Below are 25,944 nucleotides of genomic sequence, written 5' to 3'. Positions count from 1 at the left end.
TCACCGCGCGGTGAACGCGATGCTGTGCCACCCGGTCGCACCGTCGGGCACGGTTCCGGCGCGGGTTTCGGTCTGGGTGTACCCGCTTTTGTCGGTGGCCCGGCAGACGACCTGGTGCCCGCCGGGCGCGGCGTCGAACTCGAGCCACCACATGCGCCAGGTGTTCGGGTTGACTTCCCGGGACAGCATGGCTTCCCGCCACGGACCGCCGTCGACGCGCACCTCGAGCTTGGCGATCCCGGTGTGCTGCGCCCAGGCGATCCCGGCGACCCGCACCTTCCCCGAAGGGACGGTTTCGAAACCCTTCGGCGTGTCGATCCGCGATTCCGTTTTGATCGGCGCTTCGCGACCCCAGCCGCGTTTCAGCCAATAAGCCTGACGGGCCGACCAAGTCGTCACTTCGAGGTCGGTCACCCATTTCGTGGCCGACACGTATCCGTACAACCCGGGAATGACGAGCCGGGCCGGAAAACCGTGTTCGATCGGCAACGGCTCGCCGTTCATGCCGATGGCGAGCATGGCGCCGCGGCCGCGGTCCATCGCCGCGGCGACCGGGCTGCCCGACGTCCAGCCGTCCACACTGGACGAGAAGAGCTGCTCGGCGCCGGGGCGCACCCCGGCCTCCTCGAGCAGGTCCGCCAGGTCGACGCCGACGAAGTTCGCCGTGGAGACGTAGGTGCCGCCGACCTCGTTGGAGACGCACGTCATGGTGATGGTGCGTTCCACCAGCGGCCGGTTCCGGATGTCGCCGTAGCGGTAGCGGATTTCGCGGTCGACCATTCCGTGCAGGCGCAGGCTCCAGTCTTCGGCCCGCACCTGCGGCACCGACAACGCGGTGTCGACGCGGTAGAAGTCGGCGTTGCGCGTGACGAACGTCGGCGTGCCGAGCTTGGCGAAGTCGGCGTCGGCCGGGATCGCCGGGGCGGTCCGGACCGGGACCAGCCGCCCGACCGCTTCGCGCGAGGACGCGGCGTCGCGGGTCCGGGCAAGCAGCTGACCGCCGAGGCCCGCGACCCCGGCGCCGACGACGACGCCGGCCCCGGCCAGCAGGACGGTGCGGCGCGACAAGCCGTCCGCGGGCGCGGCGTCGCGCCGGGCGAGCCGGTGCAGGAACGCGAACGCGGCGACCCCGGCGACCAGGCTCGCCAGCGGGGCCAGCAACGCGACCGCGTCGAGGTCGGGGCGGGCGTACACGGCGAGGAGACCGACCAGGCCGAGCCCGGTGACCACGACGAGGCCCGGCCACGGCGTGCGGCGCGAGAGGAGGCCGGCCGCCGCCGCCACGAGCACCAGCACGACGGCCATCCCGGACAGCAGCACGAGCTTGTCGTGGGTGCCGAAGGTGCGGACGGCGAAGTCCTTGAGCCACACCGGGGTCAGGTCGATGGCGCCGTTGCCGACCGCCAGGTACGGCGACGCGTTGACGCCGACGAACCCGGCGACGAGGTGGCCCGCCGCCAGCGCGGCGGCGAGCGCCACGACGCCCAGTACCGCCGCCACCCACCGGCTCAGCCGGGGTGTAGCCATCACGCTCACGTCCAATCGGTTGTCAGGTCAGGGAAATCATGCTGACGGCCGGGGTCGTCGGGCCCCGCGAGCCACCGGCGGGCTCGACGGTGATACCGACCCGGTCGACGCCCGGCGGCAGGTCGGCCAGCATCGGCCCGGACCCCATCAGCCCGGCCGAGTGCGCGCCGCCCTTGCCGATCAGCCACACCTGGTAGGCGTGCGCCGGGTCGAGGGCGGGCAGGCCGGAGGCCAGCAGGACGGCCTGGTTGCGGCTGCGGGAAACGACGAGCGTCGCGGTGCCCTCGCCGACGCCCTGCAGCGTCGTGGCATCCGGGGCGGACAGCACGGAGTCGACGGGAGCTTGCGGGACGGTCGTGGTCTGCACGCCGACCAGAACCGCCACGACGGCGGCCGCGGCGGCGCCGAGCAGCGCGAACCGCACGTGCCAGGTCTTGGCGCGACCGGCGACGGGAAGCTTGGGCGGCAACTGGCGGGTGCGGGCGACTTCGGCCAGCACGGTGAGCCGCAGCTCGGACGGCGGGTCGACGGCGTCGGCCGCGGCGAGCCGGGCACCGGTGGCCCGCAGTTCGGCCACCTCCTGACGGCAGGCGGAGCACTCCCCGAGGTGCCGTTCGAACTCGGCCCGGTCCACATCGGACACGGCGTCGAGCGCGTAGGCCCCGGTGAGCATGTGCAGCTCGGCGGTCATCGGTCCACCCCCAGGCAGTCACGCAGCCGGATGAGGCCGTCGCGGATCCGGGTCTTGACGGTGCCCGGCGCGACTTTCAGCACCTCGGCCACTTCGGGGTAGGTGTAGCCGTTGTAGTAGGCGAGCACGATGGATTCGCGCTGCAGCTCGGTCAGTTCGCCGAGGCACTGCCGCACGCGCTGCTGGTCGAGACCGGCCAAAGTGGACTCGGTGACGTCGTCGAAGGGCCGCCGGACATCCATCCGGCCGGCCCGTTCTTCCCGGTCGAGAACGGCCTGGTGCGAGCGAACGCGGTCGACGGCCCGCCGGTGCGCGATGGTCAGCACCCACGAGAGGGCGCTCCCGCGTTCCGGGACGTACCGAGTGGCCTTGCGCCACACCTCCACCAGCACCTCCTGCGCGACTTCTTCGGCTTGGGCGTGGTTGCGCAGAACGCGAGTCACGAGGCCGAGAACGGGCCCGGCAATGAGGTCGTAGAGGGCTTCGAAGGCGGCCTCATCCCCGGCGGCGACGCGCGCCAACAGCTCTTCGGCGCTCGCCGCGGGAGCCGGTGCCGCCACCGGATGCAGCCGTAACCGCCCACGCTCACCCATGCCCGGACCCTCCACCTCACCCACCACGGTCTGCGAGGGATTCGCGGTCGCGGCGGAAGTGGACTGGTGCGCCCACCCGGACGGCGCAACTCCGGCGGCGGGACCCATCCGGGGGTGGGGCGGCTCCGAAAGCTCGGGACGGGTGCGGCACGTGTCGCGAATGAGTCATTGGGGACGGCAGGGGTCCCGAATGAGTCATTCGCGACGCCGGAGGCGGGCGGGCGGGGCGGCGAGGTGGGGCGGCGGGGCGCTGGCGGAGGAGGGCGGCGCACCGGCGGCAGTGCAGCGCGGCGGCGGCGGTGCAGCGGCGCGGGGCTGAGCGGGCGGGGCGGCCCCGCACCCGAGCGGCGGCGCGGGTGGGCTGCGCTGCCAGGCCCGCCGCAAGGTCGCGAATGAGTCATTGGCGACCTCTGGCGTCCCGAATGAGTCATTCGCGACGCCGGAGGCGGGCGGGGCGGAGGCGGGAGCGAGATCTGACAGCACGCAGCAGCCACCGTCACTGGTGCTTACCCTCCGTCAGCAAATTGCCCGTTCGGCCATGCTGACGGTGACCTCCGCCACTTCTTGATCACCCCTGCGTGTGAAAGTTTTTCGGATCGCTGGGCGTTGAACTCACCATGGGTTATCCCTTGAACAAGATCAATGTGACCGACGAGTAGCAAAGGGGCCATCCATGGCCGACCCGCACAGCGTGACCAGCGCCGGCATCGACTTCGCCCTGCGCACGTTCGGCGCCGGGCCGCGGCCGGTGCCCGCCGAACTGGAGTACGACACCCGCGATCCCTATGCCGTCGCCGTCGTGCTGCACGCCGGGGCCAGCGCCGTCCGGTGGCTCTTCGGGCGCGACCTGCTCGCCGACGGCCTCCTCGCCCGCTGCGGCGACGGTGACGTGCGCATCGGCCCCGGTGCCGATCCCGCCCTGGTCGTCGTCGAACTGAACTCGCCCGATGGTGCCGCCGTGCTCGAGGCGCCCGCCAAGGAGATCGCCGCCTTCCTCGACCGGACCTACGACGTCGTCCCCGCCGGGAGCGAGAGCGACTGGTTCGACTTCGACGAGGAACTGGCGAAACTGTCCTACCAGGACTGAGTACCGTCTCGGCGGTGAGCTTCTTCCTGAGCAAAGTGCTCGCCGCCCTGGACGCGGGTGGTGACCAGCCCCTCTTCCACCACGACGGCCGGGTCACCACCTTCCACGACGCCCGCGCACGCCTCCGCCGCCTGCACGGCGGCCTCGGTCGCACCGGGACCGTCGCGCTCGACCTGCGCAACCGGCCCGAGACCGTGCTCGTGCAGCTCGCCGCCCTGCTCCGCGGCGCGACCGTCCTGCTCGTCCCGGCTTCGGCGCCACACCGCGACCGGCTGGCCGCCGTCGACGCCGCGGGCGTCACCACCGTCGTCACCGACCGGCCCGGCGCCTGGCCCGGCCGCGACGTCCGCACCCTCGACGACCTCGACGGCGAGCCCGAGCCACTCGAACTGCCCGAAGCCGTCCGCCTGCTCTTCCCCACCGGTGGCACCACCGGCACCCCGAAGCTCATCCGCCACAGCGGCATCTACGACGGCATGGCCCACATCTTCACCCCGAGCCCCGGCAACCCCGGCGGCCCCAGACGCACCCTGCTCGTCGCCCCCATGACGCACATGACCGGCAACGCCACCGTCCTCGGCGCCCTCCTCCGGCGCGACACCGTCGTCCTGCACGACGGCTTCGACGCGAAAGCCGTCCTCGACGCGATCCAGGAACACCGGATCGACACGCTCTCGCTCACCCCGCCCCGGCTCGCCGCCGTCCTCGACCACCCCGCGCGGGAGAGCACTGCTCTCGAAAGTGTGCGGTCGCTCTCGCTCGGCGCCGCGCCCCTGCCACCACAGCGGCTCGCCCAGGCCCTCGACGCCTTCGGTCCCGTCGTCGGCCAGGGCTACGGCCTCACCGAAGCCCCGATGATCGCCAGCATCTCCGCCGCCGAACTCGTCGCGCGCCCGGAACTGCGCACCTCCGTCGGGCGGATCGTGCCCGGCATGGAAGCCCGCGTCGAAGACGGCGAAGTCCTCGTCCGCGGACTGTCCATGATGGACGGTTATCTCGGCGCGCCCCCGATCGGCGACGGCTGGCTCCGCACCGGCGACCTCGGCCGCTTCGACGACGACGGCTACCTCTACCTCCTCGACCGCGCCGACGACGTCGTCGTGGTCGGCGAGCACGGCACCAAGGTCCCCTCGACCGTCGTCGAACACGCCCTCGCGACGCACCCCGCCGTCACGAGCGCGGCCGTCTTCGGGCGCGACACCGAAGACGGACAGGAGTTGCACGCCGTCGTGGTCACCACCGCGGCGATCACCAGCGAAGAACTTCGCGAGCACGCCCGAAAAGCCTTCGGCCAGGACCACTACGTCCCGAGCGGCGTGGACTTCGTCGACGCGCTGCCGCTCACCGAGGTCGGCAAGGTCGACAAATGCGCGCTCAGAGCCGCCTTCAGCTCGTGACCGCGCCGTAGGACGACGACCGGACCAGCTTCGCGTACTTCCCCAGCACCCCTTCCGGGAACTTGTTCGGCAGCGGCTCCCAGCCTTCGCGGCGCCGGGCCAGCTCGGTCGCGTCGACCAGCAGGTCGATGCTGCGGCCCTTGATGTCGACGGCGATCCGGTCGCCGTCGCGGACGAACGCGATCGGCCCGCCGTCGACCGCCTCCGGCGCGACGTGGCCGATGCACAGCCCGGTCGTGCCGCCGGAGAACCGCCCGTCGGTCAGCAACAGGACGTCGCGGCCCAGCCCGGCGCCCTTGATCGCCGCCGTGATCGCGAGCATCTCGCGCATGCCCGGGCCGCCCTTGGGGCCCTCGTAGCGGATGACGACGACGTCGCCGGCCTGGATGCGGCCTTCGTTCAACGCCGCCATCGCCTCCTGCTCGCGCTCGAACACGCGCGCCGGGCCCTCGAAGTTCGCCGTGTCGAAGCCCGCGGACTTCACGACCGCGCCTTCGGGGGCGAGCGAACCGCGCAGGATGGTGATGCCGCCGGTCGGGTGCAGCGGGTTGTCGAGGCGCCGCAGCACTTCGCCGTCGATGGGATCCGGGTCCAGCTCGGCGAGGTTCTCCGCGACCGTGCGGCCGGTGACCGTCAGCGCGTCGCCGTGGATCAGGCCCTCGTCGAGCAGCGCCTTCATCAGCACCGGGATGCCGCCGTGGCGGTCGATGTCGTTCATGACGTACTTGCCGAACGGCTTCAGGTCGCCCAGGTGCGGGACGCGGTCGCCGACGCGGTTGAAGTCGTCGAGCGTCAAGGGAACCTTCGCCTCGTGCGCGATGGCCAGCAGGTGCAGCACGGCGTTCGTCGAGCCGCCGAGGGCCATCACGACGGTGATGGCGTTCTCGAACGCCTCGCGCGTGAGGATGTCGCGCGCGGTGATGCCGCGTTCGAGGAGCCCGACCACGGCTTCGCCGGACAGGTGCGCGTAGTGGTCGCGACGGCGGTCCGCGGACGGCGGCGCGGCCGACCCCGGCATGCTCATCCCCATCGCCTCGGCCGCCGACGCCATCGTGTTCGCCGTGTACATCCCGCCGCACGCGCCCTCACCAGGGCAGATGGCGCGTTCGATGCGGTCCATGTCGGCCTCCCGCAGCCGGCCCGCCCGGCACGCGCCGACCGCCTCGAAGGCGTCGATCAGCGTGACGTCCTTCTCGGTGCCGTCGGTGAGCTTCACCCAGCCGGGGGCGATCGTGCCCGCGTACAAGAACACCGACGCCAGGTCCAGCCGCGCCGCCGCCATCAGCATGCCCGGCAGGGACTTGTCGCAGCCGGCCAGCAGGATCGAGCCGTCGAGGCGCTCGGCCTGCATCACCGTCTCGACCGAGTCGGCGATGACCTCGCGGGACACCAGCGAGAAGTGCATCCCGTCGTGGCCCATCGAGATGCCGTCGGACACCGAGATCGTGCCGAACTGCAGCGGATAGCCGCCGCCGGCGTGCACGCCTTCCTTGGCCGCCTGCGCCAGCCGGTCCAGCGACAGGTTGCACGGCGTGATCTCGTTCCACGAGCTGGCCACGCCGATGATCGGCTTGGACCAGTCGCCGTCCCCCATCCCGACGGCGCGGAGCATGCCGCGGGCGGGCGCGGCCTCGATCCCGTCGGTCACCGTGCGGCTGCGGGGCTTCGGATCGATCGTCATCGCGGGCCCTCCGATACGACGTTCGGACGCACTGCATGCTACCCGGCTTCGCGCGGTCCGCTGGCCGGAACGAAAGCCTTCCCGCACCCGGGCGAACCGGCGAAAACTCGGCGAAATGATCGCCACAGTGGTGTGGGGCACGGGCAACGTCGGCCGTGCGGCAATCCGGGCCGTCGACGCCCACCCGGCGCTGAAGCTCTCCGCGGTGCTCGTCCACGACCCGGCGAAGGTCGGCAAGGACGCGGGCGCGCTCGCGGGTGTCGCAGACCTCGGCGTGACCGCGACCGACGACATCGAGTCCGTGCTGGCGGCGAGCCCGCGGGCGGTCGTCTACGCCGCCTCGGGCGACGTCCGGTTCGACGACGCCCTCGCCGACATCGTGCGCGCGGTCCGGGCGGGCGCGGTCGTCGTGACGCCGGCGCTCTACCCCCTCTACGACCAGCGCAACGCGCCGCCGGAACTGCGCGAGCCGGTGCTGAAGGCGATCGAGGACGGCGGCGGCTCGCTGTTCGTCTCCGGCGTCGACCCCGGCTGGGGCAACGACGTGCTGCCGCTGCTGATCAGCGGGCTAGGCACGGACGTCGACGCCATCCGCTGCCAGGAGATCTTCGACTACTCGACCTACGAGCAGCCCGACTCCGTCCGGTACCTGGTCGGGATGGGCCAGCCGATGGACTACGACCCGCCGATGCTGATGACCGGCGTGCCGTCGATGGTGTGGGGCGGGCAGGTCCGGCTGATCGCGCGCGGCCTCGGCGTCGAGGTGAGCGAGCTGCGCGAGACGCTCGACCGGCGTCCGCTCGAGGAAACCGTGTCCACGCGAACGATGGGTGAGTTCGAAAAGGGCACGCAGGGCGCGGTGCGGTTCGAGGTGCAGGGCATCGTCGACGGCGAACCCCGGATCGTCATCGAGCACGTCACGCGCATCCACCCGTCGTGCGCGCCGGACTGGCCGTCGCCGCCCAGCGGCGACGGCGCGCACCGCGTGATCATCGAAGGACGGCCGCGCATCGAGGTCACCGTCGAGGCCGACGACGAAGGCGAAAACCGGTCGGCGGGCGGCAACGCCACCGCCGTCGGACGGCTCGTCGGCGCCATCGACTGGCTGGCCGCCACGAAGCCCGGCCTCTACGACGCACTCGACGTCCCGCTGCGCCCGGCAGCCGGCAAGCTCGGAAGGAGGCGTCCGTGAACATCGACATCCCCGAGGGCAAGGACCCGATCGGGTACGTGTGGGGCGAACTGGTGCCCGGCATCGGGATCGCCGCGTCGCAGTTCTCGCTGGCGGTGTACGAGCACACCACGTTGGGGCTGCGCGAGTTCGAGGCCGCGCGGCTGCGGATCGCGCAGATCAACGGCTGCGTCTTCTGCCTGGACTGGCGCACCGAACGCGACGGCGTCAAGGTCGAGGCGGAGTTCGCGGACGCGGTGTCGGAGTGGCGCACGACGGACCGCTTCGACGAGCGCACGCGCCTCGCGGCCGAGTACGCCGAGCGGTACGCGCTGGACCACCACAACCTCGACGACGAGTTCTGGAAGCGGATGTCCGCCTGCTACAGCCAGCGGGAGATCGTCGAGCTGAGCATGAGCCTGGGCGCGTGGCTGGCGTTCGGGCGCCTCAACCACGTCTTGGGCCTGGACACGGTCTGCGTCCTGCCGTCCCACCGCTCGTGAGTGGAAAACAGTGTTCTAACACTGTTTTCCACTCACGAGGGCTTTAGAAGTCCGTGGCGATGATCTTTTCGATGTTGCGTTCGGCCAGGGCCGTGATCGTGACGAACGGGTTGACGCTCGTGTTGCCGGGGATCAGGGACCCGTCGATCGCGTACAGGCCCTGGTACCCGGCGAGCCTGCCGTAGTTGTCGGTCGCCTTGCCGAGGACCGCGCCGCCGAGCGGGTGGTAGGTGAGATGGTCACCCCAGATCTTGTACGTGCCGAACAGGTCGGTCCGGTAGATCGTGCCCTCCTTGGCGTTGATCTTGTCGAAGATGGACTTCGCCATGTCGATGGACGGCTGCTTCCACGCCGTCTGCCAGTTCAGGTCGACGCTCTGGGTCGCCGGGTTCCAGGTGAACTGCGCGCGGTTCGGGTTCTTCGTGATGGACAGGTAGAACGACGCCCACGTCTCGATCCCGGTCGGCAGCGGCGCGACCTCCGCGAACGCGCCGCCCGCGGCCCAGTTGTCGATGCCGCCGCACGGGATCGACGACTGGAGGCTGCCGGTCGGGTCCCAGATGTGGTTGGCGCGCCCGCACATCACGTTCCCGTTGTCGCCCCAGCCCTTCCCGACCTCGCCGTTGAGGTTGGGCAGCGCGCCGGTGGCCTTCAGCTTCACCAGCAGCTTGCTCGTGCCGACGCTGCCCGCGGCGAAGAACACCTTGTCCGCCGTCACCGACTTCGTCGCGGACACCGTGCCGCTCGTGGTGAGCTGTTCCAGCATGACGGTGTAGCCCCCGCCGGACGCGGGCGTCACAGACGTCACCCGGTGCAGCGGCGAGATGGTGACGCGGCCGGTCGCCGCGATCCGCGGCAGGTAGGTCTTCTGCAGGGACTTCTTGCCGTAGTTGTTGCCGTACAGGATTTCCCCGGCCAGCGCCGACCGCGGCACGGTGTTCGCCTGCTCCTGCTCCATGTAGCGCCAGTCGTAGACGTCCGGGACGAACACGAACGGGAACCCGGACCGCTGCGCGTGCTTCCGGCCGACCCGCGCGTACTGGTAGCACTCGGCGGTGTCGAACCAGCCGGGGTCGACGAGACCGACGCCGAGGCCGGCGTTCGCGCGCGGGTAGTAGGTGCTGTACATCTCGTCGGCGTTGACGGTCGGGAGGATCGAGCCGAAGTTCTCCCGCTTCGGCGTCACGGCCATGCCGCCGTTGACGAGCGACCCGCCGCCGACGCCGCGGCCCTGGTACACCGTGATCCCGCTGAACTCCTCCGCGTCGAGGATGCCGGTGTAGCGCGGGATGTCCTTGTCGATCGGGAAGCCGAGGAAGTTGGACAGCGGCTGCTTCGTCCTGGTGCGCAACCAGAACGAGCGCTGGTCGGGGCTGGTCGTGTTGGCGAAGATCTTGCCGTCGGCGCCGGGGGTGTCCCAGGCCATGCCCATTTCGACGAGGTGGACGTCGATCCCGGCTTCGGCGAGCCGCAGCGCGGCGACCGAGCCGCCGTAGCCGGAGCCGATGACGAGGGCGGGCACGCGAGCCGCGTCGGCGATGACGGGCGATGCCGCGGCGGCCCGTCCCCCGACGGCGGCCGCCGCCAAGATAGAACCGGTTCCAGCAATGAAGAGACGACGGGAAACAGCGCCAGAAGTTGTTCTCCACACGGGTTCGTCACTCATGTGATAGTCCTCACCGTTGAGGTATTTAGAACAAGTTATAGCGGGATGGTGTAGACAAGTCGATATATACCCACGAGTAACCTGCCGGGGTGGCGCGGGCGTGCCGCTGAATGGGCCATGATGGACGACTGTGGAGTCGACCCGAGTGGACCGCTGGCTCTGGGCGGTCCGGCTGACGAAGACGCGTCCGGACGCCGCGGCGGCGTGCCGGGGCGGACACGTGCGCGTGAACGACAAGCCGGCCAAGCCCGCGACGACGGTGGTACCGGGCGACGAAGTCCGCCTGCGCGTCGGCGGGACGACCAGGATCCTCGACGTGGTACGGGTGATCCAGAAACGCGTGGGCGCGGCGGACGCGGCCACGTGTTTTGTGGACCGGACACCCAAGCCGCCGCCGGAGTCGGTGATCCCGGTGGCGCGGCGGGACCGCGGGGCCGGTCGTCCGACCAAAAAGGAACGCCGGGTCTTGGACGCGTTGCGGCAGCAGGACCTCTGAGCGGCTGGGTGGGCTGAAGGGTCCTTTCCTGTCGTCAGATGCGAGGAAAGGGCCCTTCAGCGCATCAGATGGGATGAAGGTCCCCTTCAGCACGCGCAGGTGGAGTGGCAGACGTGGGCGCGGCTGGGCGCAGGCAGGCCGGGTGCAGGCGCAGCGGGACGCGCCGGGCGGGCCGCATGCGCGGGCGCGGCCAGGCCGGGTGCGGGCGGAGCGGAGCGCAGGCGCGGCCGACCCGAGCGGCACTTTCACGTGAAAGTGCCGGAGCGGGGCGAAGGCGGGCACGGGAGGGGTTGACGCGACACCGCCCTTCGCGCACGATGTGTTCGTCAGTCGCGCAAATGTACGTCAGACGAACACGGAGACGATGATGTCGACGGGATCGATCCTGCGCAGTGCCTTCACCACCAAGCTCTACGTCACCGTGCTGGTCGCCATCGTCCTCGGGGCGGCGCTCGGCTTCGCCGCTCCTGGGGTCGGTGCCTCTCTCCAGCCCGTCGGGACTGGGTTCATCGCGCTCATCCAGATGCTGATCGCGCCCGTCGTGTTCTGCACCATCGTCACCGGGATCGCCTCCGCCGGCGAACTCGCCAGCGTCGGGCGGGTCGGGGTCAAAGCCCTCGTCTACTTTGAGGTGCTGACCACGATCGCGCTGATCATCGGGCTGATCGTGATGGACCTGCTGCGCCCCGGCGACGGTATCCACGCCGATCCGGCCACGCTCAAGCTCTCCGGGAGCGCGCAGCAGTACGTCCAGACCGGGGAAAGCCAGCACTGGTACGACTTCCTCATCGACGTCATCCCGAAGACCGTCGTCAGCGCCTTCACCGAAGGCAACGTCCTGCAGGTGCTGCTGATCTCTATCCTCTTCGCGATCGCGCTGAAGGGGCTCGGTGAACGCGGTGCGCCGCTGCTGCGCGGGATCGAACGCGTCGGCGAGGCCACCTTCGGCATCGTGCGGCTGGTCATGTACCTGGCCCCGCTCGGCGCGTTCGGCGCGATGGCCTACACCACCGGCAAGTTCGGCGCGGCCACCCTGGCCAGCCTCGGCGGGGTCGTGCTGCTGTTCTGGGCCACCGGGATCCTGTTCTGCCTGCTCGTCTTCGGCGCGGTCGCCCGGCTCTGCGGGATCAGGATCCTCAAGCTGTACCGGTACTTCAAGGACGAGCTGCTGATCACCCTCGGCACCGCGAACTACGAGGTCGTGATGCCGCAGCTGATGAAGAAGCTGGAGAACCTGGGCTGCCCCAAGCGGATCGTCGGCCTGGTCGTGCCCTCCGGGTACGCCTTCAACGGCGACGGCGTCTGCCTCTACCTCGGCTTCGCCTCCCTCTACATCGCGCAGGCCTTCGACGTGCACCTCTCGCTGTGGCAGCAGATCGCGCTGCTCGCCGTCTTCATGATCACCTCCAAGGGCAGCGCCGGGGTGGCCGGGGCCGGGTTCGTCATCCTCGCCGCCACGCTCTCCACCACCGGCGTCGTCCCGGTCGCGGGCATCATGCTCGTGCTCGGCGTCGACCGGTTCCTCTCCACCATGCGCGGCCTCGTCAGCCTGTGCGGCCAGCTGCTCGGCAGCATCGTCGTGAGCCGCTGGGAAGGCGTGCTCGACCTCGCCCGCGCCCGCGCCGTGCTCGACCGGAAGACCCCCGCCACCGAACCCGCGAACCCCGTCGCGGTCTGAGAAGGGAGATCCACCTTGGCCAGGCTCGGCTACGTGACCGAAGGCGGCGACGTCGCCGACCGCATCCGCGCGCGGCGCGGTGGGCGGCTCACCCCGCTGGACGGCATGCTGCTGCACAGCCCGGCGCTCGCCGACGGCTGGAACAGCCTGCTCGGCGCGGTCCGCGGCGCCTCGACGCTGCCCGCGGACGTCCGCGAGCTCGCCGTCCTGCGGGTCGCCGAGCTCAACGGCGCGGCCTACGAATGGACCGCGCACGAGCCGGTCGCGCGGGCGGCGGGCCTGACCGACGGCCAGCTCGCGGCCCTGCGCGGTGGCGACCCGGCCGCGCTCGACGACCGGCAGCGCGCCGCGCTCGCCTACACCGACGCGATGACCGAGAAGATCACCGTCGAGCAGCCGGTCTTCGACGCCCTCGGCGCGCACTTCGACGAGCAGCAGATCGTCGAGCTGAGCGTGACGGTCGCCGCGTACAACATGGTTTCGCGCTTCCTCGTGGCCTTGGAGGTGGGCAAGGGATGACCGGACGGCTGGCGGGCAAGACCGCCCTGATCACCGGCGCCGGCAGCGTCGGCCCCGGCTGGGGGAACGGCCGCGCCGCCGCAGTGCTGTTCGCCCGCGAAGGTGCGAAGGTGTTCGCTGTGGACTTGAACCCGGACGCGCTGACCGAAACCGTCTCCGTGATCACGGACGAGGGTGGCACGGTCCGCACGCACCCGGCCGACGTCACCGACACCGCCTCGGTCGCCGACGCGGTCGGAGCGTGCCGGGACGCCTTCGGCCGGGTCGACGTCCTGGTGAACAACGTCGGCGGCTCGCGCCCCGGCGGCCCGGCCGAACTGTCCGAAGAGGACTGGACGGCCCAGCTGGACTACAACCTCACCAGCGTCTACCTCACCTGCCGCCACGTCATCCCGGTGATGCGGGAGCAGGGCGGCGGCGCGATCGTGAACACCGCGTCGACGTCCGGCCTCCGCTGGACCGGCTCGGCGCAGGCCGGGTACGCCTCGGCCAAGGCCGGGGTGATCCAGCTGTCCCGGGTGATCGCCGTGCAGCACGCGCCCGACGGGATCCGCGCGAACACCGTCGTCCCCGGGCAGCTGCACACGCCGATGGTCGAGGCCCGGCTGGCCACCCAACGCGAAGGCGGCGACGTCGACGCGCTGCTCGCCAAGCGCCAGGCCCGCATCCCGCTCGGCTTCATGGGCGACGGCCGCGACACCGCGTACGCCGCTCTGTTCCTGGCCTCCGACGAAGCCCGGTTCGTCACCGGGACCGAGATCGTCGTCGACGGCGGCATGACCGCGAGGTGTGACTGATGACCCCTGCCCTGCCCCCGGGCAGCTGCGACGCGCACTGCCACATCTTCGGGCCCACCGACGTCTTCCCGTACGCCGAAGGCCGGACCTTCACCCCGCCGGAAGCGCCGAAGGAAGATCTCCAGCGGCTGCACCGGAAGTTCGGCTTCGAGCGGGCGGTGATCGTCCAGTCCGCCTGCCACGGCACCGACCACTCGGCGATGCTGGACGCCCTCGCGAGCGGCGACTACCGCGGCGTCGCGCTCGTGACGCCGGAGACGCCCGACGCCGAGATCGCCCGGCTGCACGAAGCCGGGGTCCGCGGGGCGCGGCTGCACTTCCTGCCGCACCTCGGCCCAGCACCTTCGGCCGAGACGATCCGCGCGATCGTCGCCAAGATCGCGCCGTACGACTGGCACATCGCGCTGCACGTGGCCGGGAACGGCATCGCCGAGCACGAGGAAATGGTGCGGGGGCTCGGGCTGACCGTCGTGGTCGACCACATGGCCCGCGTCGATCTGCGCGCCGGGCTCGACAGCGAAGCGGTGACCGCGTTGCGGCGCCTGCTCGACAGCGGAGACGTGTGGGTGAAGCTGAGCGGCGCGGACCGGCTCGCGACCGCGCCGCCGTCCCTCGAAGACTCCGCCGCGCTGATGCGCCTGCTCGTGGACCACGCCCCCGAGCGCGTCGTGTGGGGCACCGACTTCCCGCACCCGAACACACACGGGTTCCTGCCGGACGACGGCGATCTCGTCGACGTGCTCGCGGAGTTCTCCGACGAAGAGCTGCGCCGGTTGCTGGTCGAAAACCCCGTCCGCTGCTTCGGGTTCGCCTAGTGCAGGCCCGCGATGTCCTTGGTGATCGCGTCCGCTGTCTCCAGCAGCCGGGGCACGAACTCCTCGCGCAGCTTCGCCACCGACACCCGCGCGGCGTTCGCGGAGACGTTGAGCGCGGCGATCACGCCACCGGCGGCGTTGCGGACCGGCGCCGCGGCCGAGCGGACGCCTTCCTCGCGTTCGCCGTCGACCAGCGCGTACCCCTGCTCGGCGACGCGCGCCAGCTCGGCCTCGAGCTTCGCGCGGTCGGTGATGGTGGTGGCGGTGAGCCGCTTCAGCTCCGTGGTGTCCAAATAGGACTCCAGTTCGGCCGGCGGCAGGGCGGCGAGGAGCACGCGGCCCATCGACGTCGGGTAGGCGGGCAGCCGCGAGCCGACGTTGAAGGTGATGGTCATCATCCGCGACGCGGGCACCCGGGCGACGTAGACGATCTCGCCGCCGTCGAGCGTGGCGAGCGAACTCGACTCCTTGACCTCGTCCGACAGCGCGCGCATGTGCGACTGGGCGTGCTCCCAGAACGGCAGCGCGGCCAGGTAGCCGTAGCCGAGCCGGAGCACGCGGGGGGTGAGCTGGAAGCGGCGGCCGTCGGTCTCGGCGAACCCGAGCCGCTCGAACGTCAGCAGGAGCCGGCGCGCGGTGGCGCGGGTCAGGCCGGTGGCCGCCGCCGCTTCGCTGACGCTCATCGCCGGTGCCTCACCCGAGAAGCTCTGCAGCAGCCGCAACGCTTTCTCGACCGAGTCGATGACGTCCGGGTCCTCGCGAGACACCACCCCTCCTTGCTTCCGCGTATGGGAAAGGACACTACCCGATGAGCGAAGGGCTACTGTTCGTGTTCGCCGAGCCGGGCGACGTGCCGGAGGCCGACTTCCACGACTGGTACGACCACGAGCACGCCCCGGCCCGCCTGCGGGTCCCCGGCATCCGCACCGGCTACCGCTACCGGGCCCTCGACGGCGTCGCGCCGGGCTGGCTGGCCTGGTACGAGCTCGACACCGACGCCCTGCGCGGCCCGGAGTACGCGGTGGCACGCCGCCGCAGCCCGCGCGAACAGGACGTCGTGCGGCGGCTCGCGACGCTCGACCGGCGGGTCTACGAGCTGGTCGACGACCACGGCGCCGCCCGCCCGGCGGCCCCCGTCGTCGTCTGCGTCGGCCTTTCGACGCCCGACGAGCCCGGCCTCGACGCCTGGTACCGCCAGGAGCACGTCCCGCTGCTGCACCGGCTCCCCGGCTGGTACCGCACCCGCCGCTACCGCCTCGCCGAGGGCGACGGGCCCGCGGTGCTGGCGTTCCACGAGATCTCCGGCGTCGACCTGTTCGCCACCCCGGAGTACCGGGAGGCGACCGGCACGCCGTGGCGCGAGGCGGTGATGAAGGACGTGACGCGGCGCGAGCGGCGGGTGTTCGGCCATCACTCGACCGTGGCGGTTCCTAGGTCATCCCGGGTTCCGGCCCCCGGATCGACGTCCGGGGCGGGCGCGCACCGCGGATAACCGGGAATCCGGGCGATCCCGGTCGGGGGCGGGCGAAAACGGGTACCTCCCGAGCCGGACCGCGTCGGGGAGGAAAGTCATGACCACGCAAGAAGCTCCGGAAAAGCTGCTGGCCGCCGCCAGACCGCTCGTGGTGCGGTACTGCCGCGCCCGGCTCGGGACCCGGCACAGCACCTGGGACTCGGCCGACGACGTCGCGCAGGACGTCTGCCTCGCGCTGCTCGAAGCGCTGCCGCGGCGGCCGCTCGAGCGGCCCTTCCCCAGCTTCGTCTGCGGCATCGCGCGGCACGAGGTCGCGTCCGCCCGCAAAGCCGCCGCGCGCCAGTGCGACGAGCCGGTCGCCGAACTGCCCGACGAGGTCGACTCCTCGATGGACCCCGAACTCCACGCGCTGCGGCGCGAGCTGGGCGAACGCATGGCGAAGCTGCTCCAGGTGCTGCCGGAGAAGCAGCGGGAGATCGTGGTGCTGCGGGTGGTCGTCGGGCTGTCCGCGGACGAGACCGCGGCCGCCGTCGGGTCGACGCCGGGCGCGGTCCGCGTCGCCCAGCACCGGGCCCTGTGCCAGCTGCGGAAGGTCGTCACGAGCTGACGGCCGGGACTACCCTGGCCGGATGAGCGGGAACTTCGAGGGGCGCGACGTCGGGTCCGGCATCTCGGTCATCCGCGAAAGCACCGACGTCGTCGGGTCCGGGCCGCGCCTGCACCGGCACCCGTACGCCGAAACGTTCGTCATCATCCGGGGCCGGGCCCGGTTCACCATCGGCGACACCGAACGCGACGGCGGCGCCGGCGACGTGCTGGTCGTCCCGGCCGGGGTGGCGCACAAGTTCGCCGTGCTCGGCCCCGGCGTCTACGAAGCCGTGCACATCCACGAAAGCGACCACTTCATCACCGAATGGCTGGAGTGACGCTCACAGCTCGCCGTCGCCGATCATGCCGCGCAGCTTCGTCAGCGCGCGGTACTGCGTGATGCGGACGTTGCCGGACGAAATGCCCAGCGCGTCGGCGGTCTCGTTCGCCGAGAGGCCGACGATGATCCGCAGCGACAGGATCTCCTGGTGCAGCGGCGGCAGCGACGCCAGCAGCTTGCCCAGCCGCGCGCCGAGGTCCATGCCGAGGACGTGGCTCTCCGGCTCGTTGCCGCCCAGCGGCCGGTCCGGCAGCTCCGGCACCGGCTTCGAGCGGTCCCGCGCCACCGAGCGGAAGGCGTCGGCGACCTTGTTCGCCGCGATGGCCCGCACGAGGTACAGGAACGAGCCGCCGCGGTCCTGGTAGTTGGGCAGCACCTTCAGCACGGCCAGGCACACTTCCTGGGCGACGTCGTCCGCCGAGAGGTAGGACAGGTCGCGCCCGCCCATCCGCGCCCGGCAGTAGCGCACGACGGTGGGCTTGATCAGCCGCAACAGCGCCTGCACCGCACCCGGGTCACCGGCGCGCGCGGCCGCCACCACCGGGTCCAGCCGCTCCTTGCTCAGCCTGCCGTCCGGGCGCGGCAGCTCCTCGAGCACGGCGTAGCCGTCCACCGGCTCCGCGATCTCCTGGACGATTCCCATGGCCGCTCCCACGATTCCGCTCCGACATATGGCGTAATCGAGGCGCTGACCAGCGACGTTGCAGAGTCCCACTTCTTGTCAAGCTATTGTCCGGTAACCGCGAACGGGCCGCCGGTGCCGGTCCGCGCCGGAAATGGGCCAAATAGTGGACAGCCCGCGCGGAACCGGTAGCGAAACGACGGCGGGCACCGATCCACCGCGCGAGACGTCACGCCGAGACCTGGGGACCCGGACCATGATCACCCACTGACCGCGCATTCACCCCGCGCCGGCGCACTGCCAGCGGATGCCGTAGGCGAAGCCGGGCGCGAGGTCCCGGAACCGGACGTGCACCTCGCCCGCGTCGTCGGTCGCCAGCTCGGCCCCGCGCGGCACCCGGTCGCGCGTGTCGCCCTGGAACGCCTTCTCCAGCCGCACGATCCGGTCGGGGACCCGGTCGCCGAAGCGGACGTGCAGGTCGAACTCGTCGCACGGGTGCCGCGGGACGCACACGTAGTGCGGGGCACGCAGGTTCGCCCGGAACCGCAGGCCGATGTCGTGCTTCTCGCCGCGGTGCAACGGTTCCGGCAACCGCAGCGACAACCCCACCCGGTCGCTCGACTCCATCGCCCGGCTCGCGAGCACCCCGCCGTGGAAAACGTCCACCACGAGCTCCGGATCGGCCACCGGTTCACCGGTCGCCGGCAACGTCAACGCCAAGTCCAGTTCGGCGATTTCGTCGGCGTCGGCGACCACCCGGCGGAATTCGAACGCCTCCGCCACCGGCTGATCCAGCGCGAGTGTCACCCGCAGTTCTTCGGTGTGCCAACTGCGGCTCGGATAGCGCGGCCGCGGATCCGGCCCCGCCGCGACCGCCAGTGCCGCGATCTGCTCGATTCCCTCGTCGATGCGCCGCCGCACCGTGCGGTCGTCGCGCTCGAGGGTGATCGCCGCCCAGTGGACGCGTTCCTGGTAGAAGGGCTTGCGCGCCTGCTCCACCAGCGCGAACGCGGCCAGCACCGCGATCTTCAGATCGTCCGGCAGCGAATCGGCGAGCGGGCGCAGCCGGTGCACGAGCTTACGCCGCATCACTATGGTGTCGTCATCTTCCGAAATGCCACAAGTGGCCCGCAAAGCGGGCCCGATGCGGCCCGCGAGCGGTGTCGTGAAAATTGCCCTCCCTTTGCGCAAAACCTTCAGCTCACCGACCACGTCCGCCGCAGTGGGGTGCACCGTCACTCCCCTCGCCGTCCACGCACGGGGATCACTATTGGTCAGCGTCACGGCCGCTGTCCAGTCGATCATGCGGCGGCAAACGGATCGTTATCCCGCGGTTTCCCGGCCCGCCGGGAAGGGAAACGGGAAACGCCTTGCCCGCCCGGCGGCGCGGCCGCATTCTCGGTGTGCCGCACTGAACCTTATTCTGGTCAGGTCGGCGCGACGGACCGCAGGCCGACCGCCGGCGGCGACTCTCGCGCCGGCCGACGGCAGAATAAGGTTCACCGATTCGGCGGCGAAAATCCCCGACCACGAGGTGGCCGCGTGCTGCCGTCGAAGGAGTCGAAATGAAGGTCATCTGTTCGTTTTCGCAGCTCCTGCGGGTGGGTTTCTGGCTGTCGGCGGTGGCCCTCGTGGCCGGCGTCGCGCTGGGCCAGCAGGGAGACCCCGCACCGGCCGAGCCGGGCACCCCGGTGGTCGCCGCGCACCAGGCGGACGTGCGGTGACGCTCGCCGGGGCGCCGTCACCCCGGCCGGGTGATCGTGACCAGCCTGTGGCCGCGCACCGGGTTCGCCACCGGTGCCCGCGGGTACTTGTTGATCATGAGCCCCAGGATGTGGCGCCTGCTGATCGCGGGGTCGCTGCGGCTGTTCCTGATCAGCGCCGTGCCGGCCGCGGCGCACCTTTCGGTGTTCGCCGGGCTGCTGGCGACGGTGATCGCGTTCGTCGTGCCGGCGCCGCAGACCCCGCACCAGCGGCTCGACCCCTAACCGGCGACGACGCGGGCGAGCACGGCCGGGACGTCCCGTTCGAGCTCGGCCGCGGCGGCCGCCACCCCGGCCAGGTGCCGTAGCAGCGCCTGCTGGAAAAGCCCGTCCAGCAGCGCGTACGCGACCGGCTGCGGCAAGGCGACCGGCTTGGCCGCCAGCTCCGCGTAGCGCGAAACGACGTGCTGGATCATTTCCTCGCGACGGCGGTCGATCTCGAGCACGTCGGCGCGGAAGGACTCCTCGAACAGGCTCTGGTTGCGCAGGTCGTACCAGAGGCGGTGCAGCTTGGCGTCCGCCCGCAGTGTCGCGGCCATGGCCGCGGCGAAGTCCCGTTCCAGCTCCTCCGCTGTTCCCGCGCGGGCGACGAGTTCGTCGTAGCGGGTGACGCAGACTTCTTCGAACCGCCGCACGCAGTGGGTCAGCAGGTCCACTTTGTCGGCGAAGTAGTAGTGCAGGACGCCGTGCGAAAAGTCCGAGTTCTGGGCGATCTCGCGCAGGCTGGTGCGCGCGTAGCCGAGCTCGGCCAGCGTCTGCAGCGCGGACTCGGCCAGCTGCGCCCGCCGCTGGTCGAACTTGTCGACCTGGCGGCGGGAGATCCGGTCCCGGGTCCGCTCTTTCGCCTCCGTCACGGGTCCAGTCTATCGGGCAGTTGACCAAGAAACCCTTGACGAGTGTCCAAGGAACGCTTGACGGCCGTCCAGTGACGGCCGATGCTGTGGCCCAGCCGTGTCGAGGAGGAGGGTTTCGATGGGCCGGTACGACCTGACCGGACGAGCCGCACTGGTCACCGGGGGCGCGCGGGGGCTCGGCGCCGGGATGGCCGAAGCACTGGCGCACGCGGGTGCCGCGGTGGTGATCGCCGACGTCCGGGAGGACCTGGGCCGCGCGACCGCCGACGCGCTGAAGGCGGACGGCGCGACCGCAGCGTTCGTCCGCCTCGACGTCACCGACGACGAGAACTGGGAGCGCGCCGTCGCGGCCACGATCGCCGAGCTCGGCGGACTGGACGTCGTGGTCAACAACGCCGGCGTCGAGATCTCCGGCCTGGTCGCCGACCTCGACCCGGCGGAGCTGCGGCGGATGTTCGACGTCAACGTCCTCGGCACCGCGCTCGGCATCAAGCACGCGTTTCGCGCGATGCGCCCGGGCGGCCCGGCGGGCCGGGGCGGCACCGTGGTGAACATCGCGTCGGTGGCGGCGACGATCGCGTTCCCCGGCATCGCGGGCTACTCCGCGACGAAGTCCGCGGTCGACCGGCTGACCAGGGTGGCGGCGATGGAAGCCGGGAAGCTCGGCTACGGCGTCCGCGTGAACTGCGTGTACCCGGGCCTGGTCCCGACGGAGATGGGCACCCGGCTGGCGGCCGACGTCGTCCGGCTCGGGCTGTTCCCGAGCGTCGAGGACGCGATCGGCGCGGTGGTCGGCCAGACCCCGGTGGGCCGCCTCGGCGAGGTCACCGACATGGCCGACGCCGTGGTGTTCCTGGCTTCGGACGCGGCCCGGTTCGTCACGGGTGCCGGGCTGCCGGTCGACGGCGGGATGGGGATGTGACCCACGCCCGGAGCTTCTCCGGGTTCCGCACCGCCCAGACGTTCCGGATCACGTCACCCACGACGTCGAAGGCCATGACGGTGATGACGACGCCGTCGCGGACGGCGACCAGGCCCGGCGCGCCGTTGACCAGGCGTTCCTCGATGTCCATGGCCGGGACGAGCTGGGTGATTTCGACGGCGTAGCGCGCGATCCGCGCGGCCCCGGTGATCGGCTCCGGCGCCGTGCTGACCAGGCCGCCCCCGTCGGCTGTCGCGGTCGCGTCGGGGTCGAGGAGACCGACCAGGCCTTCGATGTCGTTCGCCGCCCAGGCCCGCTTGAAGGCCCGGACGACGTCCGCGCTCCGGTCCCGGGGTGCCGGGGCGGACGGGACGCGCCGCCGCGCGGAGGACGCCAGCTGCCGAGCCGCGGCGGGCGAGCGGCCGAGGACGTCCGCCACCTCGGCGAAGGGGTAGCCGAAGACGTCGTGCAGGACGAAGGCCACCCGCTCGGCGGGAGTCATCGACTCGAGCACGACGAGGAAGGCCATGGTGACGGTTTCGTCGAGCGCGACGCGGTCGGCGGGATCGGTGAGCCCGGCCTCGTCGGGAACGGGCTCGGGCAGCCAGGAGCCGACATACCGTTCCCGCCGAGCCCGAGCGGAGCCGAGCAGATCGAGACAGATCCGGCTGGCGACGGTCGTCAGCCACGCACCGGGCGACTCGATCGCCGCGCGGCCGGGATCGGTGAGGGCGTACCAGCGGCCGTACGCCTCCTGGACGACGTCTTCGGCGTCGCTCAGCGAACCGAGCAGCCGGTAGGCGAGGCCGAGCAGCCGCGGCCGCTCGCTCAAGATGTCCACGGTTTCGGCCCCCTTGGTCGGTGTGCGTCACGGGTTCGACGAATCGTGGGGCGGGGTTGTGACAGCGGCGCCTCACATCCGGGCGGGCTGCGTCGTCGGGTGGGCGAGAAACCAATCCGAAGGAAGGAAGTCCCATGCCGGACACCCTCGAGTCGCGCCTGCCCGACCCCGCCGCGTTCTTCCCCGAGCTGGGCCAGGTCGCGGGGGCGTTGACCAAGGCAGTCATGAACGGCTCGCTCCCGCGGACGACCGTGCACCTGGTGCAGCTGCGCGTCGGGCAGCTCGTCGGCAACATCTACCACACCGTGCGGCAGACCGGACAACTCCGGCAGGCCGGGGAAACCGAGGACCGCATCACGGCGGTCGCTTCGTGGCGGGACGCGCCGTGTTTCACCGAGGCCGAGCGGGTCGCGTTGGAGCTGGCCGAGGCTGTGCTGACGCCGAATCCCTTGGGGGAGCGCGTTTCCGATGAGCTCTTCGCTCGGGCTGCCGCTCTTTACGACGACAAGGCCTTGTGGACGCTTGTTCTCGTGCTCAGCCAGATTTGCTTCTTCGTGCCGGTCGCGGTCGTCGCCAAGCCGATCCCCGGGGCGCCGTTGGGGAAGAACTACCGGAAGTAGGGCGGTCCCGCGCGGCCGCGAACCCGGCGGCCGCGCAGAACCACCGCCACCGGGTCGGCCAGCACCCCAAGTCGGCGTGCGGGTCCCGGTCGTAGACCACCGCGTCGGCCGGGGCGCCTCGCACCAACCCGGGTAACCCCAGGTACTCCCGCGCGCTCCACGAAGCCGCCGCCAGCGCCGCCTCCGGGTGGACTCCCGCGGCCGCCAGCGCGTGGATCTCCGCGGCGATTCCACCGTGGGGCAGGGAATCCGTGCCCGCCAGCAGCCGCACGCCCGCCTCCGCCGCGGCTGCCGCCAGTTCTCCGTGCACCTTCGCCCCGCTCAGGTACCACGTGCGGGCCGGGCTGTCCGGCTCCGCTTCCCGGCGCCCCAGGCCCGCGGTGATCACCGACAACGTCGGGGTCAGCGCCGTGCCCTGCTCGGCCATGCGCGCCAGCAGGCCCGGGTCGAGGCACATGCCGTGCTCGAGGCTGTCGACGCCCGCCGCGACCGCGGCCGCCCCGCCGTCGGGGTGCTGGCTGTGCACCGCCACCCGGCCGCCGACCGCGTGCACCTCCCGCACCACGGCCCGCAGCACGTCCACCGGCACCGCGGAATCCCCGACCCGCCAGTCCGCGATGACCTTCGCCCAGCCCGCCGCGGCCGCCTGCGCCGCCGCCGGCGCGGGCAGCTCACCGTGGTCGGCGCGGCGGCCCCAGCCGTCGAAGAACTGCCCGTGCCGCGCCAGCCACGGTCCCGCGGGTCGACGCGCACACGCATCCCGGCGCGGTGTCACCGGGAGAGCCGTTGGATCCCGCGCTGCTGCGGGAACAGCTGCACCAGCACGTCGACGCCGGGTCACGCTGATCCGCGCCCCCGACCTGCCGGGCGAGCGGGCCGGGTACCAGCCAGCCCTCGCCGACCAGCGAAGCACCCGGCACGGGGTCGGTCGTCCAGCGGTCGCCGTCGGCGTACAGGTCGGTGTACTCGCCGCTCGGCAGCGCATACCCCCGGATGCGGACGATCACGACACCGAACGTACCCGCGTACGCGCCCCGGCGTAGCCGCAAGTGCCGTCCTCCGCCGGACGACCGCGGCCCTTCCCGTCACCACCATGGGAGCCACCGGAAAGGAGGCACCATGACACTCAGGCCGCGGACCCGGAAGTGGGCACTGGTCGCGCACATCGTCTCGGCCGGGGCGTGGATCGGGCTCGACGTGACGCTCGGCATCCTCGTCTGCACCGCCCTGCTCACCGACGATCCCGCCGTCCGCTCCACCAGCCTCGGGGCGCTCGGCCTGTTCGCCGTCTGGCCGATGCTGGTCGCCGCCCTGCTCACCCTCGGCACCGGGGTCGTGCTCGGGCTCGGCAGCAAGTACGGCCTGGTGCGCTACTGGTGGGTGGCCGCGAAGCTGGCCGTCAACGTCCTGATGGCCGTGCTGATCCTCGTCGCCCTGCGGCCCGGGATCAACGTCGCCACCGAGGATCCCGACGGCCTGCTCTACCCCGTGATCGTCGCCCCCAGCCTGTTGCTGTTCGCCAGCGTCCTCTCGGTCTTCAAGCCGTGGGGCCGCGTCCGGAAGGAGCCCCATGACCCTGCCCGTCGAAACCACCGCACTGACCAAACGCTACGGAACGACCGCCGCGGTCGCGGACCTGAACCTGTCCGTGCGGGCCGGTGAGGTCTACGGCTTCCTCGGCCCCAACGGCGCCGGGAAGACGACCACCCTGCGGATGCTGCTCGGCCTGATCCGGCCGACCTCCGGCCGCGTACGGCTGCTCGGTGCCGAACCGGGGCCCGGCAGCCTCGCCCGCGTCGGCGCGCTCATCGAAGGCCCCGCCTTCTACCCCTACCTGTCCGGGCGGGCCAACCTGCGGATCCTCGCCGACCACGCCGGGGTCCGCCGGGAGCGGGTCGACGCCGTGCTCGACGTCGTCAGCCTCGCCGACCGCGCCAAAGACCGGTATTCCGCCTACTCCCTCGGCATGAAGCAACGCCTCGGGCTCGCCGCGGCCCTGCTCAAGGAGCCCGAACTCGTCGTGCTCGACGAGCCGACCAACGGCCTCGACCCGGCCGGCATGGCCGACATGCGCGTCACCCTCCGCAAGCTCGCCGCGGACGGCTGCACCGTGCTGCTGTCCAGCCACCTGCTCGCGGAGGTCGAGCAGATCTGCGACCGCGTCGGCGTGCTCGACCACGGCAGGCTCGTCACCGAAACCACCGTCGCGGACCTGCGCTCGGGCGGGGCGCTGCGCGTCGTCGCCGATCCGCTCGACCAAGCCCGCGAACACCTGCGCCGCCACTACGGCCACGTCCGCGACGACGGCGCCGCCCTCGAGCTCGACGTCGACCCCGGTGCGGCCGGGCGGATCAACGCCGAGCTGGTCGGCGCCGGGTTCACCGTCACCGAGCTGCGCTGGCACGAACCCGACCTGGAACAGACCTTCCTCGCCCTGACCGGAGGTGCTCCCCATGCTGCGTGACATCCGAGCCGAGCTGACCAAGCAGGTCCGCCGCCCGGCGAGCTGGCTGCTGCTGGCCGTCGCCGTCGTGCTGAGCCTGACCTTCGGCTACGCCGTCCCCTACGCCGGGCTGAGCGGCGCGGCGACCGGCCCGCCCGGTGCCGACCGCGGGCTCGCCGCGATGCTGCCGGACGCGTTCGTCGGCAGCGCGCTGGGCGGCCTGCCGATCTTCGTCGGCGCCCTCGCGCTGATCTTCGGCGTGCTGGTCGCGGGCAGCGAATACGGTTACGGCACGTGGAAGACGGTGCTCGTGCAGCACCCGTCCCGCGCCGCCGTCTACGGCGCGAAGCTCGTCACCGTCGCGGTGGCCGCGCTGGCCGTGGTCCTCGCGTTGTTCGCGGCGACGGCGGGCGCGAGCGCGCTCGTCGCGTCCCTGCAGGACCAGCCGCTGAGCTGGCCGCCGCTGACCGAGGTCCTGCGGGGGCTCGGCGCGGGCTGGCTCGTGACGACCATGTGGGGCACGCTCGGCGTCCTGCTGGCGATCGGGCTGCGCTCGGTCGCGCTGCCGATCGGGCTCGGCCTGGTCTGGCTGCTCGCGGTGCAGAACCTCCTCTCCTCAATCGCGGCGCCGCTGCTGGACTGGGTCGCGCAGCTGCAGAAGGGGCTGCCGGGGCCGAACGCGGGCGCGCTGGCCGCCGCGTTCGGGGCGCAGGCGCCCGGTGTCGAGCAGATCGTCGGATCCGGGCAGGCCACGGCCGTGCTGGCGGCGTACCTGGTGGGGTTCGGCGTGCTCGGCGGCTGGCTGCTGCACCGCCGCGACATCGCCTGACCGGTCGTGAGTGTTTAGGGCGGTTAG

At 71.6% G+C, this 25,944-nt stretch carries 30 protein-coding genes; 19 read left to right on the top strand and 11 right to left on the bottom strand.

The window, feature by feature from the left end; translation table 11 throughout:
• The 3 genes from QP939_RS25510 to sigK are packed head-to-tail and all read right to left on the bottom strand — an operon-like array spanning position 1 to position 2,811.
• Complete coding sequence (locus tag QP939_RS25510; protein WP_285459360.1) at positions 1-1,527, bottom strand: molybdopterin-dependent oxidoreductase; 1,527 nt, start codon at positions 1,525-1,527, stop codon at positions 1-3.
• A 22-nt stretch (positions 1,528-1,549) separates the two neighbouring features.
• Positions 1,550-2,218, bottom strand: coding sequence for an anti-sigma factor (locus tag QP939_RS25505; protein WP_285459358.1), 669 nt, complete (start codon positions 2,216-2,218; stop codon positions 1,550-1,552).
• Positions 2,215-2,811, bottom strand: a complete 597-nt coding sequence (gene sigK / locus QP939_RS25500; RefSeq protein ID WP_285459357.1) for an ECF RNA polymerase sigma factor SigK — start codon at positions 2,809-2,811, stop codon at positions 2,215-2,217. The genes QP939_RS25505 and sigK overlap by 4 nt, the downstream gene beginning before the upstream one ends.
• 673 nt (positions 2,812-3,484) lie before the next feature.
• Here sigK and QP939_RS25495 point away from each other — a divergent pair.
• Positions 3,485-3,898: an SsgA family sporulation/cell division regulator gene (locus tag QP939_RS25495; protein ID WP_285459355.1), complete on the top strand. Its 414-nt coding sequence runs from the start codon at positions 3,485-3,487 to the stop codon at positions 3,896-3,898.
• Between the two features lie 14 nt (positions 3,899-3,912).
• The gene (locus tag QP939_RS25490) at positions 3,913-5,295 is read left to right on the top strand and encodes a class I adenylate-forming enzyme family protein (protein ID WP_285459354.1); all 1,383 of its coding nucleotides are present in this window, start codon (positions 3,913-3,915) and stop codon (positions 5,293-5,295) included.
• Here the strand turns inward: QP939_RS25490 and ilvD are convergent.
• Positions 5,285-6,976, bottom strand: coding sequence for a dihydroxy-acid dehydratase (ilvD, locus tag QP939_RS25485; protein WP_285459353.1), 1,692 nt, complete (start codon positions 6,974-6,976; stop codon positions 5,285-5,287). The two genes, QP939_RS25490 and ilvD, sit on opposite strands and share 11 nt — an antisense overlap.
• A 115-nt stretch (positions 6,977-7,091) precedes the next feature.
• Here ilvD and QP939_RS25480 point away from each other — a divergent pair, with 115 nt between their 5' ends.
• Both QP939_RS25480 and QP939_RS25475 read left to right on the top strand, forming a co-directional pair.
• Positions 7,092-8,168, top strand: coding sequence for an NAD(P)H-dependent amine dehydrogenase family protein (locus tag QP939_RS25480; RefSeq protein WP_285459351.1), 1,077 nt, complete (start codon positions 7,092-7,094; stop codon positions 8,166-8,168).
• Positions 8,165-8,650 carry a carboxymuconolactone decarboxylase family protein gene (locus tag QP939_RS25475; RefSeq protein ID WP_285459349.1) on the top strand — a complete coding sequence of 162 codons (486 nt, stop codon included), beginning with the start codon at positions 8,165-8,167 and terminating at the stop codon, positions 8,648-8,650. The genes QP939_RS25480 and QP939_RS25475 overlap by 4 nt, the downstream gene beginning before the upstream one ends.
• Positions 8,651-8,693: 43 nt before the next feature.
• On the opposite strand, the gene QP939_RS25470 is transcribed toward QP939_RS25475, so the two are convergent.
• A complete protein-coding gene (locus QP939_RS25470; RefSeq protein WP_285459348.1) occupies positions 8,694-10,238 on the bottom strand; it encodes a GMC oxidoreductase in 1,545 nt (514 codons plus the stop codon).
• A 208-nt stretch (positions 10,239-10,446) separates the two neighbouring features.
• On the opposite strand from QP939_RS25470, the gene QP939_RS25465 reads away from it, so the two are divergent.
• From QP939_RS25465 to QP939_RS25445, 5 genes are all read left to right on the top strand, one after another.
• Entirely contained in the window at positions 10,447-10,812 is a 366-nt protein-coding gene (locus QP939_RS25465; protein ID WP_285459347.1) for an RNA-binding S4 domain-containing protein, read from the top strand.
• 367 nt (positions 10,813-11,179) lie between these two features.
• Positions 11,180-12,490, top strand: a complete 1,311-nt coding sequence (gene dctA, locus QP939_RS25460; protein ID WP_285459346.1) for a C4-dicarboxylate transporter DctA — start codon at positions 11,180-11,182, stop codon at positions 12,488-12,490.
• 15 nt (positions 12,491-12,505) lie between these two features.
• Positions 12,506-13,009, top strand: coding sequence for a carboxymuconolactone decarboxylase family protein (locus QP939_RS25455; protein WP_285459345.1), 504 nt, complete (start codon positions 12,506-12,508; stop codon positions 13,007-13,009).
• Positions 13,006-13,806, top strand: coding sequence for an SDR family NAD(P)-dependent oxidoreductase (locus tag QP939_RS25450; protein ID WP_285459344.1), 801 nt, complete (start codon positions 13,006-13,008; stop codon positions 13,804-13,806). Before QP939_RS25455 ends, QP939_RS25450 begins: the two co-directional genes overlap by 4 nt.
• Complete coding sequence (locus QP939_RS25445; protein WP_285459343.1) at positions 13,806-14,621, top strand: amidohydrolase family protein; 816 nt, start codon at positions 13,806-13,808, stop codon at positions 14,619-14,621. Before QP939_RS25450 ends, QP939_RS25445 begins: the two co-directional genes overlap by 1 nt.
• Here QP939_RS25445 and QP939_RS25440 read toward each other — a convergent pair.
• Positions 14,618-15,388 (bottom strand): IclR family transcriptional regulator domain-containing protein, encoded by a 771-nt coding sequence (locus QP939_RS25440; RefSeq protein WP_285459342.1) that lies wholly within the window; start codon positions 15,386-15,388, stop codon positions 14,618-14,620. The genes QP939_RS25445 and QP939_RS25440 overlap by 4 nt on opposite strands.
• Positions 15,389-15,429: 41 nt before the next feature.
• Here QP939_RS25440 and QP939_RS25435 point away from each other — a divergent pair, with 41 nt between their 5' ends.
• The 3 genes from QP939_RS25435 to QP939_RS25425 all read left to right on the top strand — a co-directional run bounded on the left by QP939_RS25435 (position 15,430) and on the right by QP939_RS25425 (position 17,021).
• On the top strand, positions 15,430-16,113 hold the full coding sequence (locus tag QP939_RS25435; RefSeq protein WP_285459341.1) for a hypothetical protein: 684 nt from the start codon (positions 15,430-15,432) through the stop codon (positions 16,111-16,113).
• Positions 16,114-16,192: 79 nt separating this feature from the next.
• Positions 16,193-16,702, top strand: a complete 510-nt coding sequence (gene shbA / locus QP939_RS25430; protein WP_285459340.1) for an RNA polymerase sigma factor ShbA — start codon at positions 16,193-16,195, stop codon at positions 16,700-16,702.
• Between the two features lie 22 nt (positions 16,703-16,724).
• The gene (locus QP939_RS25425) at positions 16,725-17,021 is read left to right on the top strand and encodes a cupin domain-containing protein (protein WP_285459339.1); all 297 of its coding nucleotides are present in this window, start codon (positions 16,725-16,727) and stop codon (positions 17,019-17,021) included.
• Between the two features lie 3 nt (positions 17,022-17,024).
• On the opposite strand, the gene shbA (QP939_RS25420) is transcribed toward QP939_RS25425, so the two are convergent.
• Together shbA (QP939_RS25420) and QP939_RS25415 are read right to left on the bottom strand one after the other, a co-directional pair.
• Positions 17,025-17,666, bottom strand: coding sequence for an RNA polymerase sigma factor ShbA (shbA, locus tag QP939_RS25420; RefSeq protein ID WP_285459337.1), 642 nt, complete (start codon positions 17,664-17,666; stop codon positions 17,025-17,027).
• A 258-nt stretch (positions 17,667-17,924) separates the two neighbouring features.
• On the bottom strand, positions 17,925-18,734 hold the full coding sequence (locus QP939_RS25415; protein WP_285459335.1) for a hypothetical protein: 810 nt from the start codon (positions 18,732-18,734) through the stop codon (positions 17,925-17,927).
• Between the two features lie 476 nt (positions 18,735-19,210).
• Here QP939_RS25415 and QP939_RS25410 point away from each other — a divergent pair, with 476 nt between their 5' ends.
• The gene (locus QP939_RS25410; protein ID WP_285459334.1) at positions 19,211-19,369 is read left to right on the top strand and encodes a hypothetical protein; all 159 of its coding nucleotides are present in this window, start codon (positions 19,211-19,213) and stop codon (positions 19,367-19,369) included.
• A 30-nt stretch (positions 19,370-19,399) separates the two neighbouring features.
• Entirely contained in the window at positions 19,400-19,633 is a 234-nt protein-coding gene (locus tag QP939_RS25405) for a hypothetical protein (protein WP_285459333.1), read from the top strand.
• Here QP939_RS25405 and QP939_RS25400 read toward each other — a convergent pair.
• Positions 19,630-20,262, bottom strand: a complete 633-nt coding sequence (locus QP939_RS25400) for a TetR/AcrR family transcriptional regulator (protein ID WP_285459331.1) — start codon at positions 20,260-20,262, stop codon at positions 19,630-19,632. The genes QP939_RS25405 and QP939_RS25400 overlap by 4 nt on opposite strands.
• Positions 20,263-20,380: 118 nt before the next feature.
• Here QP939_RS25400 and QP939_RS25395 point away from each other — a divergent pair, with 118 nt between their 5' ends.
• Entirely contained in the window at positions 20,381-21,184 is an 804-nt protein-coding gene (locus tag QP939_RS25395; RefSeq protein ID WP_285459329.1) for an SDR family NAD(P)-dependent oxidoreductase, read from the top strand.
• On the opposite strand, the gene sigJ is transcribed toward QP939_RS25395, so the two are convergent.
• Positions 21,141-22,025, bottom strand: a complete 885-nt coding sequence (gene sigJ / locus QP939_RS25390; protein ID WP_285459327.1) for an RNA polymerase sigma factor SigJ — start codon at positions 22,023-22,025, stop codon at positions 21,141-21,143. The two genes, QP939_RS25395 and sigJ, sit on opposite strands and share 44 nt — an antisense overlap.
• Before the next feature lie 134 nt (positions 22,026-22,159).
• Between sigJ and QP939_RS25385 the strand changes: the two genes are divergently transcribed.
• Positions 22,160-22,645, top strand: a complete 486-nt coding sequence (locus QP939_RS25385) for a carboxymuconolactone decarboxylase family protein (RefSeq protein ID WP_285459326.1) — start codon at positions 22,160-22,162, stop codon at positions 22,643-22,645.
• Here the strand turns inward: QP939_RS25385 and QP939_RS25380 are convergent.
• Positions 22,560-23,420, bottom strand: a complete 861-nt coding sequence (locus QP939_RS25380; protein WP_285459325.1) for an amidohydrolase family protein — start codon at positions 23,418-23,420, stop codon at positions 22,560-22,562. The genes QP939_RS25385 and QP939_RS25380 overlap by 86 nt on opposite strands.
• A 344-nt stretch (positions 23,421-23,764) precedes the next feature.
• Here QP939_RS25380 and QP939_RS25375 point away from each other — a divergent pair, with 344 nt between their 5' ends.
• Genes QP939_RS25375 through QP939_RS25365 form a run of 3 tightly spaced genes read left to right on the top strand, consistent with a single transcriptional unit; the run spans position 23,765 to position 25,917 of the window.
• Positions 23,765-24,307, top strand: coding sequence for a hypothetical protein (locus QP939_RS25375; protein ID WP_285459324.1), 543 nt, complete (start codon positions 23,765-23,767; stop codon positions 24,305-24,307).
• Positions 24,216-25,109, top strand: a complete 894-nt coding sequence (locus QP939_RS25370; RefSeq protein WP_285459323.1) for an ABC transporter ATP-binding protein — start codon at positions 24,216-24,218, stop codon at positions 25,107-25,109. Before QP939_RS25375 ends, QP939_RS25370 begins: the two co-directional genes overlap by 92 nt.
• The gene (locus tag QP939_RS25365; RefSeq protein WP_285459322.1) at positions 25,099-25,917 is read left to right on the top strand and encodes a DUF2705 family protein; all 819 of its coding nucleotides are present in this window, start codon (positions 25,099-25,101) and stop codon (positions 25,915-25,917) included. The genes QP939_RS25370 and QP939_RS25365 overlap by 11 nt, the downstream gene beginning before the upstream one ends.
• Positions 25,918-25,944 lie beyond the last annotated feature (27 nt).

It is taken from the genome of Amycolatopsis nalaikhensis, from assembly GCF_030264295.1.
Classification (GTDB): domain Bacteria; phylum Actinomycetota; class Actinomycetes; order Mycobacteriales; family Pseudonocardiaceae; genus Amycolatopsis; species Amycolatopsis nalaikhensis.
This window is presented reverse-complemented; position numbering and strand designations above follow the sequence as displayed.